The sequence below is a fragment of the Methyloligella solikamskensis genome, from assembly GCF_042676065.1.
Classification (GTDB): Bacteria; Pseudomonadota; Alphaproteobacteria; order Rhizobiales; family Methyloligellaceae; genus Methyloligella; species Methyloligella solikamskensis.
The window spans coordinates 2,654,220-2,672,139 of sequence record NZ_JBHTJO010000001.1; the positions used below are offsets into that span (position 1 = coordinate 2,654,220).

The window sequence follows — 17,920 nt, forward strand, 5'->3', positions numbered from 1 at the left end:
GCGAGGGAGACAGTGGGGACAGACAACCCAGCATCAGCGATCCGGTACGCAGATCTCGAGGCGGCCTCAAAGCATGTCGGCTATGAGTTCAAGGTGGTCGGGCGAGACGACGGGCCCGACGTGCCGGCGTTGGAGGGCACCTTCCAGGCGCTGAAGCTACGCTCGGGTCTCTTCCTGCATGCCAGCGACGCCGTCGAGCTGCAGGATCTGACCACCCATGTGATTCACCAAGCCGGCCTAACAGTCTCTGTCTTTCTGGATGGCAGTGTGCGTGCGCGGCAATGCGGGGAGGATCATGTGATCGGCGTGCCCGAAGGCGGCGCGCCGCGCTGCTATCTCTTCAATCGCACCGAGCCGGATCTGTTCGTGCGGCGGTCGCGGACCGGCACGCGCGTTCGCAAGGTGAACGTCACCGTGTCACCGGAATGGATTGAAACGGCGATCGGTGATTTGCCCGCCAGGGCGTCGCTTTGCCATTTCATCAAGGACCACGGCGCGCGAGCGGAATGGCCGGCCCCGGCGCGGCTCGTGTCCCTTGCCGAGCAGGTTCTGAAGCCCGGCAAGCTCGATCCCGCGCTGCATCAACTCTATCTGGAGAGCCGAGCGATCGAGATTCTATTCGCCGCCCTTTCGGCACTCGGCGAGGAAGAGTCGGCGGCACCCAAGGCATCCTTGCGGGCGAGCGATCAGCGGCGGCTGCAGCGCGCCCTCGATTTGTTCGAAACCCGCGATGCGGAGAATATGAGCCTGCACGAGATCGCCAAGGAAGTCGGGGCGAGCATCAGCACCCTGCAGCGCCTGTTCCACACGGCCTACGGCACCTCGATCTTCGAGCACATCCGGGGGCGGCGGCTGAAGAAGGCCCGCGATGCCCTGGCGAATGACGGTGTCAGCGTGGCGGAAGCGGCGCAGCTCGCCGGCTATCGCAGCGCCGCCAATTTCGCGACCGCCTTCAAGCGCGCGTACAACGTCTCTCCAAGGAGCCTGCGCGCCAAAACTTGACGGCCAACGGGGATCGCTGCTTCAAGCCTGACGGCGTAGCGCGCCCGTCCCCGCCGCATCTCACCTCGCAACCGACTTTCCGCAGGAGACCTCCATGAGCATTATCGCAAGGCATTTTCCAGCCGGTCTGCTCCTGGCCGTTTCCCTGCTGATCGGCTCGCTTTCCGTAGCCCACGCCGGCAAGATCACGGTGGAGCACGCGAAGGGCACGACGACCCTGCCGAACACACCCGAGACGGTGCTGGTGTTCGACGTGGCCTCCCTCGACACGCTGGATGCGATCGGGGTCGATGTGGCCGGTGTGGCGGGCGGCTTCTTTCCCGGGCACCTCTCGAAATATGCCGACGACAAATATGAGAAGATCGGATCGCTGTTCGAGCCCGACTACGAGGCGGTGAACGCGGCGGAGCCCGATCTCATCATCACCGGCGGACGCTCCACAGCGGCCTATGGCGATCTTTCCGGCATCGCGCCGACCATCGATCTCACAGTCGATCAGCACGACTATCTCGCAAGCGCAGTCGCCCATGCGGAGACTCTCGGGAAGATCTTCGGCAAGGAGGACGCGGTGAAGGAAAAGATCGCGGCGCTGGAGACCTCTGTAGAGGCACTGAAGACAGACGCGAAAGGAGCCGGCGACGCCCTGATCGTGCTCACCACCGGCGGCCATATGAGCGCCTACGGACCCGGCTCCCGCTTCGGCATGATCCACGACGAGTTCGGCATCCTACCGGCGGTCGACGACCTTGATCCCGCGGTGCACGGCCAGGCCATCTCGTTCGAGTTCATCTCCAAGATCGATCCGGAGTGGCTGTTCGTCATCGACCGGGATGCCGCCATCGAGCAATCCGGCCAGGCCGCCGCCAAGCTTCTGGACAACGAGCTGGTACGCCAGACCACGGCCTGGAAGAAAGGCCAGGTGGTCTATCTCGATCCGGTGAACTGGTACCTGATCGGCAGCGGGCTCACGGCGCTCCAGAACCAGGTGGATGAAGTCTCCGCCGCCCTGACCGAGACGCGTTAGCCTCGCCTCCCGATGCGCCTGCTCCTCGCCATCCTCGCCGTGTTCGGGCTCGCGATCCTGAGCCTGTTCGTCGGGGTGGAGGATCTTTCGTTGGCCGCGCTGGTCTCCGGCAAGGAAGACAGCCACGCGCTCCTCATCTTGTTGGCAAGCCGCATTCCCCGCACCATCGCGCTGGTGCTGGCGGGCATGTCCATGGCGGTCGCCGGCTACATCATGCAGATGCTGGCGCGGAACCGGTTCGTGGAGCCGTCGACGGCGGGCACGGTGGAGTCCGCCGGGCTTGGGATCCTGACCGTGATGATCATTGCGCCCGGCCTGCCGATCTTCGGCCGGATGATCGTCGCCACGCTCTTCGCCATCGCCGGGACGGCCTTGTTCCTGCGCATCATCCAGCAGATCCGAATCCGCTCGCCCTTCATCGTACCGCTGGTGGGTATCATGCTCGCCGGCATCATCAGCTCGCTGACGACGTTTCTCGCCTATCGCTTCGACCTGCTGCAGTCACTGGGCGCCTGGATGACCGGCGACTTCTCCACCGTCCTGCGCGGCCGCTACGAGCTTCTATGGATCTCGTTCGTGCTCACGGGCATCGCCTATTACGCGGCCGACCGCTTCACCGTGGCCGGCATGGGCGAAAACTTCACCACCAATCTCGGCATGAACTACGCCCGCGTCATGGCGCTCGGGCTCACCATCGTCTCCATGGTCACCGCCGTGGTGACGACCACCGTTGGCGTCATCCCCTTCGTCGGTCTGGTGGTGCCGAATATCGTGAGCCTCACCATGGGCGACAATGCACGGCGCTCCATTCCGTGGATCGGTCTGGTGGGCGCGCTGTTCGTGCTCTCCTGCGACATCATCGGGCGGATCGTCCGCTATCCGTACGAGATCCCGGTCGGCACCATTCTCGGCGTGGTCGGCAGCGCCGTCTTCCTCTATCTGCTCTTGCGACGGGGGCGGTGCCTTGCCTGAACCGCGCCGACGCTCTCCCCTCCTCGTGGTGCTTCTGCTGGCCGGACTCGCAGTCGCGTGCGGCATCGCCTTCATGACGGTGGGCGCCAAGGGAAGCTGGGACTTCATCCTGCCCTTCCGCGGCACCAAGCTCGCCGGCATGGTGCTGGTCGGTTACTCGGTGGCGGTTTCCACGGTGCTGTTCCAGACCATCACCCAGAACCGCATCCTCACCCCGTCGGTGATGGGCTTCGATGCGCTCTACGTACTGATCCAGACCTGCCTGGTCTACTTCGTGGGGGCTGCGGGGCTGGCGGGCATCGATCCGCGCCTCCTCTTCTTTGTCGAGGTCGCCATCATGGTGACCTTCGCCGTGGCCCTGTTCCGCTGGCTGTTCTCGGGCCCGGTGCGGAGCATCTATCTCCTGATGCTGGTGGGGCTGGTGTTCGGGATCCTGTTCCGCAGTCTTTCGGCCTTCCTGCAACGAGTCATCGACCCCAACGAGTTCGTCGTGCTGCAGGGGCAGATCTTCGCCAGCTTCAATTCCATCAACGAGCAGCTTTTGCTCGTGGCCACGGTCGCGGTGATCGCCGTCTCCATCGTCGGCTGGCGGCTGATGCATACATTCGATGTGCTGGCGCTCGGGCGCGAAACGGCGGTCAATCTCGGAGTGAACTATCAGCGGACGGTGACGGTCATGCTGATCCTGATCGCGATCCTCGTCTCGGTCTCCACGGCGCTGGTCGGCTCCACCGCGTTCCGCGGACCGGCCATGTTCTTCGGTCTGCTGGTCTCCAATCTCGCCTATCAGCTTGTGCCGACCCATCGCCATGTGTACTTGCTGCCGGCCGCCGCGCTGATCGCGATCATCTTCCTGGCCGGCGGGCAGACGGTGCTGGAGCAGGTCTTCGCGTTCGAGACTGCGCTTCCCATCGTGATCGAATTCCTGGGCGGTATCGTCTTCATCCTGCTCTTGCTTAGAGGATCGGCGCGATGATCGAAGTCTCCAATGTTTCAAAGCGCTATGGCGACAGCGTCGTTGTCGACGACGTCTCCGTCCGATTGACTGCAGGCGGCATCACCTCGGTCATCGGCCCGAACGGGGCCGGCAAGTCGACGCTCGTTTCGATGATCAGCCGGCTGCTGCCCATGGATGGCGGCAAGGTGAGCGTGGACGGGCTGGATGTCACGGAGACGCCGGACGACGTGCTTGCCCGGCATCTGTCGGTGCTGCGTCAGGACAACCAAATCGTGGCCCGGCTCACGGTGGCAGACCTCGTCGCCTTCGGCCGCTACCCCTACACGAAGGGGCGGCTCACCATCGAGGACAAGAAGCATATCGACGATGCGCTGGGCTATCTGGAGCTTATACCCCTGGCGGACCGGTTTCTCGACGAGCTCTCCGGCGGGCAGCGCCAGCGCGCCTTCATCGCCATGGTGCTCTGCCAGGACACCGACTACGTGCTGCTCGACGAGCCGCTGAACAATCTCGACATGAAGCATGCGGTGGGGATGATGCGGCTGTTCAGAGAGGCGGCGGCGAAGTTCGGCAAGACCTTCGTGCTGGTGCTGCACGACATCAATTTCGCCTCCTGCTACTCCGACCACATCGTCGCCATGCGGGATGGCCGGATCGCCTATCAAGGCACGCCGGACGAGATCATGGACCCGGCGGTGCTGCAGGATATCTACGACCTGCCCGTCGACGTACACGAGATCGGCGGCGACAAGATCGGTCTCTATTTCCGATAGGCCTTCCGCCGCGATCAGACCTCGGGCAGCGGTGCCCGATCCAACACGCCGTGGGCGAGCATCACCTCCCAGGCTTCCTCGGCGCTGTCCACGAACTCGAACAGCTTCGCGTCCTCGCTTCCGATCATGTCGAACTCGGCCAGCGCCTCGAAATTGACGATTGAACGCCAGTAGTCCCGGCAGAACAGGATCACGGGCATCATGGGCGGGTATTTGTGGGACTGGCGCAGGGTCAGAATCTCGAACAATTCGTCGAGGGTCCCGAAGCCGCCGGGGAAGACCGCGAGCGCATTGGCGCGCATGGCGAAATGCATCTTGCGGATGCCGAAATAGCGGAAGCGGAAGGTCAGCTCCGGGGTGATGAAGCGGTTCGGCTCCTGGGGCTCGGGCAGCGCAATGTTGAAGCCGATGGTCGGCGCTCCTGCCTCCGCCGCGCCCCGGTTTGCGGCTTCCATGATGCCGGGGCCCGCACCGGTGGCGATGACGTTGTGGCGGTCGCCCTCGATCGCCAGCGCCCCACCGCGTTCTGAGACGATCAATGCGAAGTGGCGCGCCTCTTCGTACCAGACCGACATTCGCTTCTTGTGCTCTGCCCGCTTCCGGCTTGCCTCGTCCTGGGCAGCCTTAAGCGCTTCTTCCGCCTGCTCCGGCGAAAGAACGCGATGGCTTCCGAAGACGACGACCGTCGAGGCGATCCCCTGTTTCTGCAGGGCGAGATCGGCCTTGCTGAACTCCAGCGCCAACCGCAGGGGCCGCATCTCATCGCTGCGGAGGAAGTCGAGATCCTCGAAGGCGAGACGGTGGGTTCTGCCTTTTTCTTCGCTTGCCTCTTCGTCGTCCAAGATGTCCTCCGGTCGGTTCATCGCACGAGCCTCGCAGGCCTCGGCCTCGTAAGCAGAGGCAATGACAGGTCCGCTTCCGGCCTGCAACAGCGAGGGCCGCATGACGCAGTAGACCGCCATCGCCGGAACGGCCTATTCTCCGCGCCTCGATTTTCTTGATCCAACTCTCGGTGAGTTCGAAACGATCTATCCCACCCCAATAGCCTGCACCCCATAGCCGTATGCCTTTCGATCGCTCCCGCAATCGGCGGAGCTTGATCCGGCTCCGGCAGGGCCAGCCCAAGGAGCGCACAGGATGACCAGAACCCTGCAGTCGACGCCCGCCGCGGACGGCTTTCGCATGCCAGGCGAGTGGGAGCCCCATGCGGGAACGTGGATGCTCTGGCCGGAACGGCCGGACGTCTGGCGCCTGGGCGCCCTACCCGTCCGGCAAACCTTCGTGGAGGTGGTGAAGGCCATCGCCACCAGCGAGCCGGTGACCGTGGGCGTCTCGCCGCGGCAGTTCCTCAATGCGCGCGCGGTGCTGCCGCCGGAGATTCGCGTCGTCGAGATCGCCAACAACGATATCTGGATGCGCGATTGCGGCCCGAGCTTCGTGACAAATGCCGACGGCGAGGTCCGCGCGGTGGATTGGAAGTTCAATGCCTGGGGCGGTGTCGACGAAGGCGCCTATTTCCCCTGGGATCAGGACGAGCTGGTGCCCCAGAAGGTGGCCGAGATCGAGCAGGTCGACCGGTATGCGGCGCCCATGATTTTGGAGGGCGGCTCGATCCATGTGGACGGCGAAGGCACCCTGCTCACCACAGAAGAGTGTCTGCTGAACCCCAATCGCAATCCGAAGATGGACCGGGGTCAGATCGAGCACGTGCTCAAGGACTATCTCGGCATCGAGAAGATCATCTGGCTTGGCAAGGGCGTCTATAAGGACGAGACCGACGGCCATGTCGACAATCTCTGCTGCTTCATCCGGCCGGGCGTGGTCGCGCTGGCATGGACCGACGACAAGGACGATCCGCAATACGAGATCTCTGCGGCCGCGTTCGAGCGCTTGTCCGAGGCGACGGACGCGAAGGGCCGTAAGCTGGAGATCCATAAGCTCCACCAGCCGAGCCCTCTGTTCATTACAGAGGAAGAAAGCTCAGGGATTGAAAGCGTGGAAGGCAGCATTACCCGCCAAACCGGCAACCGGCTGGCGGCGTCCTACATCAATTTCTACATCGCCAACTCGGCCATCGTGATGCCGGGCTTCGGCGATCCGGCGGACGAGAAGGCGAAAGCGCAGCTCGAAGCGCTGTTCCCGGGGCGGAAGGTACTGCAGGTCCCGGGCCGCGAAATTCTACTGGGCGGCGGCAATATCCACTGCATCACACAGCAACAGCCGCGGGGCTCGAACGGTTCATAAGCTGTGTATTGTCGCTAAATCGACCTCATTGGCGCGCCGACCCCCTGCAACCAATGGTAAAGTTTCTCCACTGCCGGAGAGGACGGGCAATTTGATTCCCGCGCTTCCGGTTTAGACCGGACGCATCCGGATCGAGGGGGAGAAGCGGCATGGTCACGTGGCGTGGTGCGCTGGCGGGGGCTCTCGCGCTCTGCTTAATGGGGGCTTCGGGAGCACAGGCCCAGGACAACAATCTTGCCCAGCAGGCGCAGAACCCGATCGCCAATCTGATTTCGGTCCCCTTCCAGAACAACACCAACTTCAATGTCGGGCCGTTCGGGGACGAGCAGAACGTCCTCAATATCCAGCCTGTCATCCCATTCAAGCTGAACGACGACTGGAATCTCGTCACCCGCTGGATCCTACCGGTGGTGTATCAGCCGCCGGTCTATCAAGGTGACGAGAGCGATTTCGGCCTGGGCAATTTCAACCCGAGCTTCTTCTTCGTCACCGAGGTCACTCCAAAGCTCATGGTCGGCGGCGGCCCGACCTTCCTGCTGCCGACCAACACGGATGCGAGCCTGGGCGTGGACAAGTGGGGCGCCGGGCCGACAGCCGCGGTGGTCTGGACCCCGGGCAAATGGGTGGTCGGCGGTCTGGTGAACAACATCTGGTCGTTCGCCGGCGATTCGAGCGAGCCGGAAGTCAACCAGTTCCTGTTCCAGTATTTCGTGAACTACAACCTCAAGGACGGCTGGTACCTCACCTCGGCGCCGATCATCACCGCGGACTGGAACGCGCCGTCCGACGATCAATGGACGCTGCCGCTCGGCGGCGGTGTGGGCCGCGTGTTCAATATCGGCCACCAGCCCATGAACATGTCCCTCAGCGCCTACGACAACGTCATCGCGCCGGAAGGCGCGGCCGACTGGCAGCTTCGCCTCCAGGTGCAGTTCCTCTTCCCGACGGGAGGGTGAGGCTTCCGGGAGGCGCGTCTTACGCGACAGAGCTGAGGAGAGCGTCTTCGCCGCGCAGATTGCTCTCGATGAGGGCGGCGCCTGCGCGGATGTCCCTCAGCAGCGCATCGACCAGCAGGGTCTCGTCGCGCTTTTCGAGCGCCCGCAGGATCACCTTGTGATGATCGACCAGATAGTGGTCGCGGATCTTGTCGCCCGCCACACGCTGGCTCGGCCCCATCTGAAGCCACACGCTTTCGATGCAGTTCATGGCCGAGTGATACGGGTTCAGCTCGTAGAGTCCCTTGTGGAACTGCTGGTTCAGCACGATGAGATCGTCCACGGCGTCCTGATCGACCTTCTCGTCCATGCGCTGGTCGAGTGTCCGGAGCCGCGCGATATCGATATCGGAGACGTAGGGCAGCGCGCGGGTGGCAGCATGGGCCTCCAGGATCTCGCGGAGCGCAATGAGATCCTCGAAGCGCTCAAGGGTCATCTCCGGGATCTTCATGCGGCGGTTGCCGAGAATCTCGATGGCGTGCTCGGAGCTGAGCCGCCGGATGGTTTCGCGGATCGGGGTCGGGCTCATGCCGAGCGCGTCCGCAAGACCGCGCATGGTCAACTGAGTGCCCGGCGGAATGGCGCCGACCATGATGCAGTGGCGCAGCTTGAGATAGCTCCGTTCCTGGGTGGTCAGGGTCGAGTCGACCTGCACATCTGCCAAAGCGGCCCGGTAGTCGGCCATCAACAAAATCTCCAATGCGATCCTTCGGTGACGGAACCCCGGCGCAATTATCCGCCCGGCCATGTTGACGTCACGGCAAAATGGTATCACAAATGTAGAATAGCTATCAAAACAAAGAAAAAGAAATCAATAGGATATGGGATCGGACCCTAAAGCCTGGCTGGCGGAACGGCCGGAAATCGCCTCGATCTTTGCCTGTCTCTGCGATCTGAACGGAACGCTGCGGGGCAAATGGATGGCGGCCGAGCAGAGCTCAAAGCTGCTCTCCGGTGGCATTCGCATGCCGTTCTCCACCTTGAATGTCGATATCTGGGGCGCCGATATCGAGGGCAGTCAGTTCGTCTACGAGACGGGCGATGCGGACGGGGTCTGCTCCTATACGGGCCGGCCGCTGGTCGCCGCCGACTGGATGAGCCGCCCGGGCGCCATGGCGCTTCTCTGGATGTCGCACGAGGACGGCACGCCCTTCCTGGGCGATCCGCGCCGGGCGCTGGCGGCGATCTGCGAACGGTACGAGGCCGCCGGTCTCAGCCCTGTCGTCGCCGGCGAGTTCGAGTTCTATCTGTTCGATCCGTCGGGGGCGCGCCCGATGCCGCCGATCTCGCCCGTCTCAGGCGACCGGCTCGATGCCCACAATGCGATCTCCATCAGCGAGATGCAGCATTTCGAGGGCTTCCTGAACGACGTCTACGACTATTGCGGGAACCAGGATATCGGTCTCGACACGACGATCTCCGAATACGGCTTCGGGCAGTTCGAAGTCAGCATGAAGCATATCGCCGATCCCCTCAAAGCGGCGGACGATGCGATCCTGTTCAAGCACATGGTCCGCGCCATCGCGCGCAAGCACGGTTTCGGCGCCACCTTCATGGCCAAGCCCTATGGCGACGATTCCGGGAGCGGGCTGCACTATCACGTCTCCATGCTGGATACGGACGGAGCCAACGTGTTCGACGACGGCAGCGCGGAAGGCTCCGAGACTCTGCGCCATGCGGTGGGCGGACTGCTGACGACCATGCAGGAATGCATGCTCGCCTTCGCGCCCCACGAAAACTCCTACCGTCGCTTCCAGCCCGGCACCCATTCACCGGCCTCGGTCGGCTGGGGCTACGAGAACCGGACCGCGGCGGTGCGCATTCCCGGCGGCTCGGCCCAAGCGCGCCGGTTCGAACATCGCGTGGCCGGTGCGGACGCCAATCCCTATCTCGTGCTCGCAAGCATTCTGGGCGGCGCGCTTCTCGGCATCGAGCGCAAGCTAACCCCGCCGCCGCCCGTCGACGGCAACGCCTACGACGCCGATCTCCCACCCCTGGCCCAGGAGTGGGGGGCCGCGATCGAGGCGTTCAACGCAGGTTCCCATGTCATCGATATCTTCTCGCCGACCCTGCAGCGCATGTTCGTCGACTGCAAACGCCAGGAGCTGCACCGCTTCCGGCGAACGGTGACCGAGTTCGAACATCAGACCTATCTGGAAGTCGTGTAGTGGCGAAGCAGACGACATATGCCGGCGACGGCGAATATGTGGATAGCTATTACGCATATTCAGCGAATCCCGCCCCTGAGCGGCCTCCTCTGAAGGAAGAGGTGCACGCGCAAGTGTGCGTGGTCGGCGCGGGCTATTCGGGGCTGTCTGCCGCTATCACGCTCGCCGAGAAGGGCTACCAGGTGCGTCTCCTGGAAGGCGCAAAAGTCGGCTGGGGCGCCTCGGGCCGCAATGGCGGTCAGATCGTCAACGGGCTGAACGCCGGCCTGCAATCCTTCCGGAAACGCTATGGCGAGGACACGGCGAAATTCGTCGCCAGCGTCGTGCAGGAAGGCGGCGAGATCATCCGAGACCGGGTGAAGCGTTACGAGATCGCCTGCGACCTGAAGGACGACAACGTCTTCGCTGCGCTGAATTCGCGGCATATGCAGGAGCTCGAAGAGCGGGTCGCGGTCTGGGAGAGCTACGGGCTGCACCATCAGGAGCTGCTGTCCCGGGAGCAGATGCAGGAGTATGTGCGCTCCGACCTCTATGTGGGTGGCGTGGTCGACCGGTCCGGCGGCCACATGCATCCCCTCAACCTCGCGCTGGGCGAGGCGGCAGCCCTTGAGAGCCTCGGCGGCGTCATCCACGAGCACACCCCGGCGGTCCGCATCGACGACAGCGGCCCGAAGCCTGTCGTCATCACGCCCGACGGCAAGGTGACCTGCGATACACTGGTGCTGTGCGGGAATGCCTATCTCGGCTCCGTTGTGCCGACGCTCTCCTGGCGTGTCATGCCGGTCTCCACCCAGATCATGGCAACAAAGCCGCTGGGGGATGCGCTTGCCCACTCGCTGATCCCCTCGGACGCCTGCGTCGAGGACGTCCGCTATGTTCTGGACTACTACCGCCTATCGGCGGACAAGCGGCTCTTGTTCGGTGGCGGCACGGTCTATGGCGGCTCCGACCCGAGCGACATCAAAGCGAAGCTGATGAGCAACATGCTCAAGGTCTTTCCGCAGTTGAAGGATGTTCCGATCGATTTTGCCTGGAGCGGCAACTTCGCCCTGTCCTTCACCCGGGTGCCTCAGCTCGGCCGGCTCGGCGACAACACATATTTCGCGCAAGGTTATAGCGGCCACGGCGTGGTCGGCTCCCATCTCTTCGGGCGCATCCTTGGCGAGGCGATCGACGGGGACCGCTCGCGGTTTGACGTCTTCGCCAAAATGCCGTGGGTGCCCTTCCCCGGCGGGCGGCTCTTCCGGGTTCCCTATTCGACCGTGGGCTCCTGGTGGTATGCGCTCCGGGACAAGCTCGGAATCTGACGGGGACTTCCAGCCGCGGCATCAGGGGGGATTGTCGAGACGCCTCGCTTTCCCCAGATAGGCTGGAGCCCTTCGCCGCCAACCCATTCCGAAATACTCTGACTTATTGGATTACGCTTATGAAGATCGGCATTCTGGAGACCGGACACACGCCCGACGAAATTCGGGGATCCCAGGGCGACTACGACGATCTCTTCCGTGCCTTCCTGGCGGACAAGGGGCTCGAATTCGAAACCTATCCGGTGGTCGACGGCGTGTTTCCCGACAGCCCGAACGAGGCGGATGGCTGGCTGATCACCGGCTCCAAACATGGCGCCTATGAGGACCATCCCTGGATCCCGCCGCTGGAGGAATTCATCCGCGCGGCTTACGCGGACTCCATTCCCGTGGTCGGCATCTGCTTCGGCCATCAGATCGTGGCGCAGGCGCTGGGCGGCAAGGTCGTGAAGTTCGACGGCGGGTGGTCCGTCGGCGCGACGGAATATCATCTCAAAGGTGGCGAGGAGGCCCGGCTGATCGCCTGGCATCAGGACCAGGTCGTCGAGCTGCCGCCGGAAGCAGAGGTCGAAGGCTATTCGGAGTTCTGCCGCTATGCGGTGCTGCGCTACGGCGACAAGGCCCTGACCATCCAGCCCCATCCGGAGTTCACGCCGACATTCTCACGGGCGCTGCTCGAGGCGCGGGGGTCGACCCTGCCCTACGACATCGCGGAGAATGCCGCGGCGAGCTTCGACCTCCCGCTCGACCGGGAAGCGTTCTCCGAACAGATCGCCGATTTCTTCCGCGCATCCGTCGACCGGCTCAAAGTGCCGGCGAACGAAGAAGGCTGAGTAGCGGCTTACGGCATCGAGACGGCTTTGATCTCGCAGTAGTCTTCGAGGCCGAACACGCCGCCTTCGCGGCCGTTGCCCGACATCTTGTAGCCGCCGAAGGGCGAGCCGAAGCCGATATCGGTGCCGTTGATGCGCACCATGCCGGCACGCAGACGGCGCATGACTTTCTTTGCGCGCTCCGGATCGGCTGACTGGACGAAGGCGCAGAGGCCGTAGGGCGTGTCATTGGCGATTTGGATCGCCTCCTCGTCGTCACCGTATGAGATCATCACCAGGACGGGACCGAACACCTCTTCCTGGGCGATGGTCATGTCGTTGGTGACGTCGCCGAACACGGTGGGACGCACGAAGTAACCGCGATTGAATCCGCCTGGCAGACCCGGTCCGCCGGCAAGCAGCTTGGCGCCCTCGCCCATGGCCGTCTCGATCAGTCCCTGGACCTTATCGAACTGAACCTTTGAGACGAGGGGGCCGATATGGGGTCCCCGCTCCGTGGGTTGGCCGACTTCGAAGGTCTCCGCCATCTCGCCCGCCTTGGCCATGGCATCGGCGTACTGGCTTTCATGGACGAGCATACGGGTCGGGGCGTTGCAGCTCTGACCGGAGTTCATGAAGCATTGCGCGAGCCCCTGCTTGATAGATTTCTCCAGGTCGGCATCGTCGAGGATGACGTTGGGCGACTTGCCGCCCAGCTCCAGGGTCACGCGCTTGACGGTCTCTGCCGCATCCTTGGTGATCAGGCGGCCGGCGCGCGTGGAGCCCGTGAAGGACATCATCTGGATGTCCGGATGCTTGGAAAGCGCGGAGCCCACGGTGGGGCCGTCGCCGTTCACCAGGTTGAAGACCCCGGGAGGGACCCCGGCCTCGTCGAGAATCTCGGCGAAGAGCAGCGCGTTGAGGGGCGTCACCTCCGACGGCTTCAGGACCACGGTGCAGCCCACCGCCATAGCGGGGAAGACCTTCAGGGCGATCTGATTGATCGGCCAGTTCCACGGCGTGATCATGCCGCAGACGCCGATGGGCTCGCGGCGGATGAGATCGCCCTCGGTGTTGATGTGCTCGAACTCGAAAGCCTCCAGCGCGTCGATGGTCGCCTTGAGATGGCCGACACCGACAGCGGTCTGGGCCTTGTCGCAAAGGTCGATGGGCGCGCCGAGCTCTGAGCAGATGACGGCCGACATCTCGTCGTAGCGCCGCTCGTAGATTTCCAGGATCTTCTTCAGAAGCGCGATGCGCTCCTCCCGGCTCGTCTCGGAAAAGGTTGCGAAGGCGCGATTGGCGGCGGCGACCGCATCGTCGACATCCTCCGCCGTCCCCATGGCGATGGTCGCGATGACTTCCTCGTTCGCCGGGTTGATGACGTCTTCCGTCGTGCCGCCCTTAGGCGAGACCCAGGCGCCGTCGATATAGAACTTGTCGGTCTTGAGATCGGTCATAAAGCTATAGCGCTCCCGGAGAGGAGCGCCTCCTAGAGTTTGTCGCGCAGGGAGTACCAAGTCATGGCGACCGCCAGGAGCGGCAGGCGCATGGCCGGTCCTCCGGGGAAGGACGCGTTTGGGATGTCACTCATGATGTCGAAGCGGCCGGCCTGATTGGCAATGGCATCGGCGGCAATTTTTCCCGCCATGGTCGCCATCCCCACCCCGTGGCCTGAGAAGCCCGAGACCGACAGGATGTTGCGGTCGACACGATAGAAATACGGCAGGCGAGACCGGGTGATGGCCAGCGTCCCGCCCCAGGCGTAGTCGATGCGCGTCTCTGCGAGCTGCGGGAAGATCTCCAGCATGGGCTTGCGCACCGTGGCGGCAATATCTTCGGGGAAGCGATAGTTGTAGGTCTCCCCGCCGCCAAACAGCATGCGCTGGTCTTCGGTGAGGCGGAAGTAATTGACCACGAAGCGGCTGTCCGCGACGGCGTAGTCATTCTTGATGAGGGACTTGGCGAAGTTGTCGCCCAGCGGCTCGGTGACCACGATGTAGTTGTTGATCGGCATCACCTTCGCCGCGGCGCTCGGTTCGATATTGTTGTGATAGCCGTTCAGGCCGAGCACCAGATGCTTGGCGCTCACCACGGCCTCGTCCGTGCGCACCTTGACCGTCTCGCCGTGATCGAAGCCCGTCATGCGGCTCGTCTCGAAGATCCGCACGCCGGCGGCTTCGGCCATCTTCGCCAGGCCGAATGCGTAGCGGAGCGGATGGAGATGGACGGCACCCATGTTCAAGGAACCGGAGTGATAATCCGGCGAGCCGACTTCTTCGCGGATCGCGTGGCTGTCGAGGAAGCTGATCTCATCGTCACCGTAGATGGTGCGCATATGCTCGACATATGCCTTGGTGTCATCCGTGAAGCGCGCCCGGTGGTCGGCATGGATGATGCCAGGCTTGAGGCCGCAATCGATCTTGCCGCGCTCGATCAGCCCCTTCGCAAGGGCTACGGAGTCCTGGCCGATCTCCCATAGGATCTTGGCCTTCTCCAAACCGAACTCCTTCTCGAGCTCAGGCTGCTCGACCCGCTGGCCGCCACTGAGCTGGCCGCCGTTCCGGCCCGAGGCACCGAACCCGACACGGCTCGCTTCCAGCAGAACGACATCGAGGCCCTGCTCGGCGAGATGCAGCGCGCTGGAGAGGCCGGTGAAGCCGCCGCCGACCACACAGACATCCGCCGAGATCTCGCCTTCGGCTTGGCGGTACGGGCCGGGCGGCGTCGCGGTCGCGGCGTAGTAGGAGTCCGGATACTCTCCCGGACGGTCGTTGATGGTCAGAATGTCCATGGGTCGCGTTGCGCAAGCGCTTGTTAGGCGGCCTGCAGCAGACCTTCGCTTTGGATGCGGTCGTAGGTTTGATCGAGAGACTTCCAGACCCGTTCCATCAGCAAGTCGATCTCGTCCTCCGAGATGACAAGCGGCGGCGCGATGATCATGCGGTCGCCGACGGCGCGCATCACCAGTTGGTTCGCCATGCACATATCTCGGCACAGGAGCCCGACCGTGCCTTCTTCGGCGGCGAATTTTGCGCGGGATTCCTTGTCCGGCGTCAGGGCGATGGACGCGATCAGCCCCTTGATCTTGGCCTCGCCCACCAGGGGGTGCCCGGCCAGCGCCTCCCACTTCTCCTTGATGTAGGGGCCGGTCGTCTCCTTGACCCGGTCGACGATGCCTTCCTCTGAGAGGATGCGCAGATTCTCAAGTGCGACGGCCGCTGCCACGGGGTGGGCGGAATAGGTGAAGCCGTGATTGAACTCGCCGCTGTCGTTGATCACCGCGGCGACCTCGTCACTCACGAGCGAGCCGCCGATGGGCATGTAGCCTGAGGACAAGGCCTTGGCGATGGTGACGATGTCCGGGTCGATGCCATAGTGCTGGAAGCCGAACCACTCGCCGGTGCGCCCGAAGCCGCAGATCACCTCGTCGGCGATCATGAGGATGTCGTACTTCTTCAGGATGCGGTTCATCTCGGGCCAGTAGCTGTCCGGCGGGATGATGACGCCGCCGGCCCCTTGGATCGGCTCGGCGATGAAGGCCGCGACCTTGTCCTCGCCAAGCTCCAGAATCTTCTCTTCCAGCTCGCGGGCCCGGGCCAACCCGAACTCTTCCGGGCTCATTTCGCCGCCTTCGGACCACCAGTCGGGCTGATTGATATGCACGATGCCGGGAATGGGAAGACCGCCCTGCTCGTGCATGAGCTTCATGCCGCCGAAGGAGGCCGCGCCCACGGTCGAGCCGTGATAGCCGTTCCAGCGTGCGATGATGGTCTGCTTCTCAGGCTTGCCCTTGGCGGCCCAGTAATGGCGCACCAGACGGAGATTGGTGTCGTTCGCCTCCGACCCCGAGGTTGAGAAGAAGACATGGTTCAGATCACCCGGCGCCAGCTCGGCGAGACGCGTGGCCAGACGGATGGCCGGCACGTGGGATGTCTGGAAGAAGGTGTTGTAGTAGGGAAGCTGCTTCATCTGCGCAGCGGCGACGTCGGCAAGCTCATCGCGCCCGTAGCCGATCGCGACGCACCAGAGCCCCGCCATCCCGTCCAGGATCTCGTTACCCAGGCTGTCGCGCAGGAACACGCCGTCGGCCTCGGTGATGATGCGGACGCCCTTGGCGCCGAGCTCGCTACCATGGGTGAAAGGATGCAGGTGATGGGCCGCATCCATGCGCTGCAGCTGCTCGGTCGAATAGTTCAAGGTTGTGTTCACGGTCTTGGCCCCGTCCCTCATTACACGTTGAGCATCAGATGCTCGCGCTCCCACGGAGAAATCTCCTGCCGGAACTCGATGAGCTCGGCGTTCTTGATGGCTTCGAAGACGGTGCAGAACGGCTCGCCGAGAACGGCCCGGATGTCCTTTGCCGCCTCGAAACCCACTAGGGCCGCCGCCAGCCCGTCGGGCAGCACGCTGCCTTCACCCCAGACCTCACGGGTGGCCTCGGGGGTCGGCGCGGTCTCGTTCACCATTCCCAGATAACCGGCCGCCAGGCTGGCGGCGATGGCGAGATAGGGGTTCGTGTCGATGCCGATGATCCTGTTCTCGACGCGGCGGGATTCCGCATCGCAGATCGGAATCCGCAAGCCCGTGGTGCGATTGTCCTTCGACCACTCGACGTTGTCCGGCGCGCTCATGCGGCCGTTCAGGCGGCGATAGCTGTTGGCGTAGGGCGCGAGCAGCGGCATCACCTCCACGAGGTGCTTCTGGGAGCCGCCGATGAAGTGCAGGAACTCCGGCGACACCTCCCCCTTCTTGTCGGAAAAGATGTTCGCACCGGTCTTGATGTCCACCACGCTCTGATGGATGTGCATGGCCGAGCCCGGCTCGTCGCGCATGGGCTTCGCCATGAAGGTGGCGAAGGTGTTGTGCTTCAGGGCGGCCTCGCGGATGGCACGCTTGAAATAGAAGACCTCGTCGGCCAGCCGGAGCGGATCGCCGTGCAGCAGATTCAGCTCGATCTGCCCCGCCCCACCTTCCTGGATCATCGTGTCGATGTTCAGGCCTTGCGCTTCGGCGAAGTCGTAGATCGTGTCGATGACCGGGCCGTACTCGTCGACGGCGACCATGGAGAAGGACTGACGTCCGGAGGCCGCACGTCCGGTTCGCCCGATGGGCGGTTCGATGGGCTCGTTGGGGTCGACATTGGGCTTGGTGAGATAGAATTCCAGCTCGGGCGCCACAACCGGGCGCCAGCCGCGCTTCTCATAGAGGCCCACGACCCGCTTCAGAACGTTGCGGGGGGCGACCTCGATCGGTTCGCCACCACGGGTCTGCAGATCGCAGATGACCTGAAGGGTCACATCATCCGCCCAGGCCGCCGCGCAGGCCGTGCTCATGTCGGGAATCAGCGCGATATCCCTCTCCATCCACTGGTTCTCGATCTGATCGATCTCGACATAGTCGCCGGTGATCGTCTGATAGAAGAGGGAGTCAGGCAGATAGTAGATGGTGTTTGGCGAGAACTTCTCCGACGGCATGGCCTTGCCGCGGGACATCCCCACCATGTCGGGGATGATGCACTGAACCTCCTCCACCCGCTCGTCGCCGCGGAATTGATGGAAGGTCTCAGGAAGTAGGTCGAACCAGTCTGGCTTTGTAAAGCGGGTCACGCTGCACACACATCATAAAGGCATGAAAGATAAGGGCGCGGACACATGTCCGAACGCCG

Annotated in this window: 16 protein-coding genes; 10 read left to right on the forward strand and 6 right to left on the reverse strand. The window is 63.5% G+C overall.

All coding sequences use genetic code 11. The features are described from left to right. Positions 1-12 precede the first annotated feature (12 nt). The 5 genes from ACFQ2F_RS12685 (at position 13) to ACFQ2F_RS12705 (ending at position 4,729) form a co-directional block, all read left to right on the forward strand. Positions 13-1,002, forward strand: a complete 990-nt coding sequence (locus ACFQ2F_RS12685) for a helix-turn-helix transcriptional regulator (protein WP_379090412.1) — start codon at positions 13-15, stop codon at positions 1,000-1,002. Between the two features lie 94 nt (positions 1,003-1,096). Further along, positions 1,097-2,026: a siderophore ABC transporter substrate-binding protein gene (locus tag ACFQ2F_RS12690; protein WP_379090414.1), complete on the forward strand. Its 930-nt coding sequence runs from the start codon at positions 1,097-1,099 to the stop codon at positions 2,024-2,026. A 12-nt stretch (positions 2,027-2,038) separates the two neighbouring features. Next, complete coding sequence (locus ACFQ2F_RS12695) at positions 2,039-2,998, forward strand: ABC transporter permease (RefSeq protein ID WP_379090416.1); 960 nt, start codon at positions 2,039-2,041, stop codon at positions 2,996-2,998. Next, positions 2,991-3,974 carry an iron chelate uptake ABC transporter family permease subunit gene (locus ACFQ2F_RS12700; RefSeq protein ID WP_379090418.1) on the forward strand — a complete coding sequence of 328 codons (984 nt, stop codon included), beginning with the start codon at positions 2,991-2,993 and terminating at the stop codon, positions 3,972-3,974. Before ACFQ2F_RS12695 ends, ACFQ2F_RS12700 begins: the two co-directional genes overlap by 8 nt. Next, positions 3,971-4,729, forward strand: coding sequence for an iron ABC transporter ATP-binding protein (locus ACFQ2F_RS12705; RefSeq protein WP_379090420.1), 759 nt, complete (start codon positions 3,971-3,973; stop codon positions 4,727-4,729). Before ACFQ2F_RS12700 ends, ACFQ2F_RS12705 begins: the two co-directional genes overlap by 4 nt. A 14-nt stretch (positions 4,730-4,743) precedes the next feature. On the opposite strand, the gene ACFQ2F_RS12710 is transcribed toward ACFQ2F_RS12705, so the two are convergent. Further along, the gene (locus ACFQ2F_RS12710) at positions 4,744-5,592 is read right to left on the reverse strand and encodes an LOG family protein (RefSeq protein ID WP_379090422.1); all 849 of its coding nucleotides are present in this window, start codon (positions 5,590-5,592) and stop codon (positions 4,744-4,746) included. A 274-nt stretch (positions 5,593-5,866) separates the two neighbouring features. Here ACFQ2F_RS12710 and aguA point away from each other — a divergent pair, with 274 nt between their 5' ends. Beyond that, on the forward strand, positions 5,867-6,973 hold the full coding sequence (aguA, locus tag ACFQ2F_RS12715) for an agmatine deiminase (protein WP_379090424.1): 1,107 nt from the start codon (positions 5,867-5,869) through the stop codon (positions 6,971-6,973). A gap of 149 nt (positions 6,974-7,122) precedes the next feature. Further along, positions 7,123-7,929 carry a hypothetical protein gene (locus ACFQ2F_RS12720; protein WP_379090426.1) on the forward strand — a complete coding sequence of 269 codons (807 nt, stop codon included), beginning with the start codon at positions 7,123-7,125 and terminating at the stop codon, positions 7,927-7,929. A gap of 19 nt (positions 7,930-7,948) precedes the next feature. Here ACFQ2F_RS12720 and ACFQ2F_RS12725 read toward each other — a convergent pair whose 3' ends face one another. After that, positions 7,949-8,653 (reverse strand): GntR family transcriptional regulator, encoded by a 705-nt coding sequence (locus ACFQ2F_RS12725; protein ID WP_379090428.1) that lies wholly within the window; start codon positions 8,651-8,653, stop codon positions 7,949-7,951. Between the two features lie 136 nt (positions 8,654-8,789). Here ACFQ2F_RS12725 and ACFQ2F_RS12730 point away from each other — a divergent pair, with 136 nt between their 5' ends. The 3 genes from ACFQ2F_RS12730 to ACFQ2F_RS12740 all read left to right on the forward strand — a co-directional run bounded on the left by ACFQ2F_RS12730 (position 8,790) and on the right by ACFQ2F_RS12740 (position 12,273). Then, the gene (locus tag ACFQ2F_RS12730) at positions 8,790-10,136 is read left to right on the forward strand and encodes a glutamine synthetase family protein (protein WP_379090430.1); all 1,347 of its coding nucleotides are present in this window, start codon (positions 8,790-8,792) and stop codon (positions 10,134-10,136) included. Beyond that, on the forward strand, positions 10,136-11,443 hold the full coding sequence (locus ACFQ2F_RS12735; protein ID WP_379090432.1) for an NAD(P)/FAD-dependent oxidoreductase: 1,308 nt from the start codon (positions 10,136-10,138) through the stop codon (positions 11,441-11,443). Before ACFQ2F_RS12730 ends, ACFQ2F_RS12735 begins: the two co-directional genes overlap by 1 nt. Positions 11,444-11,562: 119 nt before the next feature. Next, positions 11,563-12,273: a type 1 glutamine amidotransferase gene (locus tag ACFQ2F_RS12740; RefSeq protein WP_379090434.1), complete on the forward strand. Its 711-nt coding sequence runs from the start codon at positions 11,563-11,565 to the stop codon at positions 12,271-12,273. An 8-nt stretch (positions 12,274-12,281) separates the two neighbouring features. Here the strand turns inward: ACFQ2F_RS12740 and ACFQ2F_RS12745 are convergent, their stop codons facing one another. Genes ACFQ2F_RS12745 through ACFQ2F_RS12760 form a run of 4 tightly spaced genes read right to left on the reverse strand, consistent with a single transcriptional unit; the run spans position 12,282 to position 17,861 of the window. Next, positions 12,282-13,712 carry an aldehyde dehydrogenase family protein gene (locus ACFQ2F_RS12745; protein ID WP_379090436.1) on the reverse strand — a complete coding sequence of 477 codons (1,431 nt, stop codon included), beginning with the start codon at positions 13,710-13,712 and terminating at the stop codon, positions 12,282-12,284. 32 nt (positions 13,713-13,744) lie between these two features. After that, positions 13,745-15,046 (reverse strand): NAD(P)/FAD-dependent oxidoreductase, encoded by a 1,302-nt coding sequence (locus ACFQ2F_RS12750; protein WP_379090438.1) that lies wholly within the window; start codon positions 15,044-15,046, stop codon positions 13,745-13,747. Positions 15,047-15,069: 23 nt separating this feature from the next. Beyond that, the gene (locus tag ACFQ2F_RS12755; protein WP_379090440.1) at positions 15,070-16,485 is read right to left on the reverse strand and encodes an aspartate aminotransferase family protein; all 1,416 of its coding nucleotides are present in this window, start codon (positions 16,483-16,485) and stop codon (positions 15,070-15,072) included. Continuing rightward, positions 16,485-17,861 carry a glutamine synthetase family protein gene (locus ACFQ2F_RS12760; protein WP_379090442.1) on the reverse strand — a complete coding sequence of 459 codons (1,377 nt, stop codon included), beginning with the start codon at positions 17,859-17,861 and terminating at the stop codon, positions 16,485-16,487. The genes ACFQ2F_RS12755 and ACFQ2F_RS12760 overlap by 1 nt, the downstream gene beginning before the upstream one ends. Positions 17,862-17,920: the final 59 nt, after the last annotated feature.

Coding starts and splice junctions, on each gene's coding strand:
- ACFQ2F_RS12690 (WP_379090414.1), top strand. CDS start 1,097: ATGAGCATTATCGCAAGGCATTTTCCAGCCGGTCTGCTCCTGGCCGTT.
- ACFQ2F_RS12695 (WP_379090416.1), top strand. CDS start 2,039: ATGCGCCTGCTCCTCGCCATCCTCGCCGTGTTCGGGCTCGCGATCCTG.
- ACFQ2F_RS12705 (WP_379090420.1), top strand. CDS start 3,971: ATGATCGAAGTCTCCAATGTTTCAAAGCGCTATGGCGACAGCGTCGTT.
- ACFQ2F_RS12710 (WP_379090422.1), bottom strand. CDS start 5,592: ATGAACCGACCGGAGGACATCTTGGACGACGAAGAGGCAAGCGAAGAA.
- aguA (WP_379090424.1), top strand. CDS start 5,867: ATGACCAGAACCCTGCAGTCGACGCCCGCCGCGGACGGCTTTCGCATG.
- ACFQ2F_RS12720 (WP_379090426.1), top strand. CDS start 7,123: ATGGTCACGTGGCGTGGTGCGCTGGCGGGGGCTCTCGCGCTCTGCTTA.
- ACFQ2F_RS12725 (WP_379090428.1), bottom strand. CDS start 8,653: ATGGCCGACTACCGGGCCGCTTTGGCAGATGTGCAGGTCGACTCGACC.
- ACFQ2F_RS12730 (WP_379090430.1), top strand. CDS start 8,790: ATGGGATCGGACCCTAAAGCCTGGCTGGCGGAACGGCCGGAAATCGCC.
- ACFQ2F_RS12740 (WP_379090434.1), top strand. CDS start 11,563: ATGAAGATCGGCATTCTGGAGACCGGACACACGCCCGACGAAATTCGG.
- ACFQ2F_RS12745 (WP_379090436.1), bottom strand. CDS start 13,712: ATGACCGATCTCAAGACCGACAAGTTCTATATCGACGGCGCCTGGGTC.
- ACFQ2F_RS12750 (WP_379090438.1), bottom strand. CDS start 15,046: ATGGACATTCTGACCATCAACGACCGTCCGGGAGAGTATCCGGACTCC.
- ACFQ2F_RS12755 (WP_379090440.1), bottom strand. CDS start 16,485: ATGAGGGACGGGGCCAAGACCGTGAACACAACCTTGAACTATTCGACC.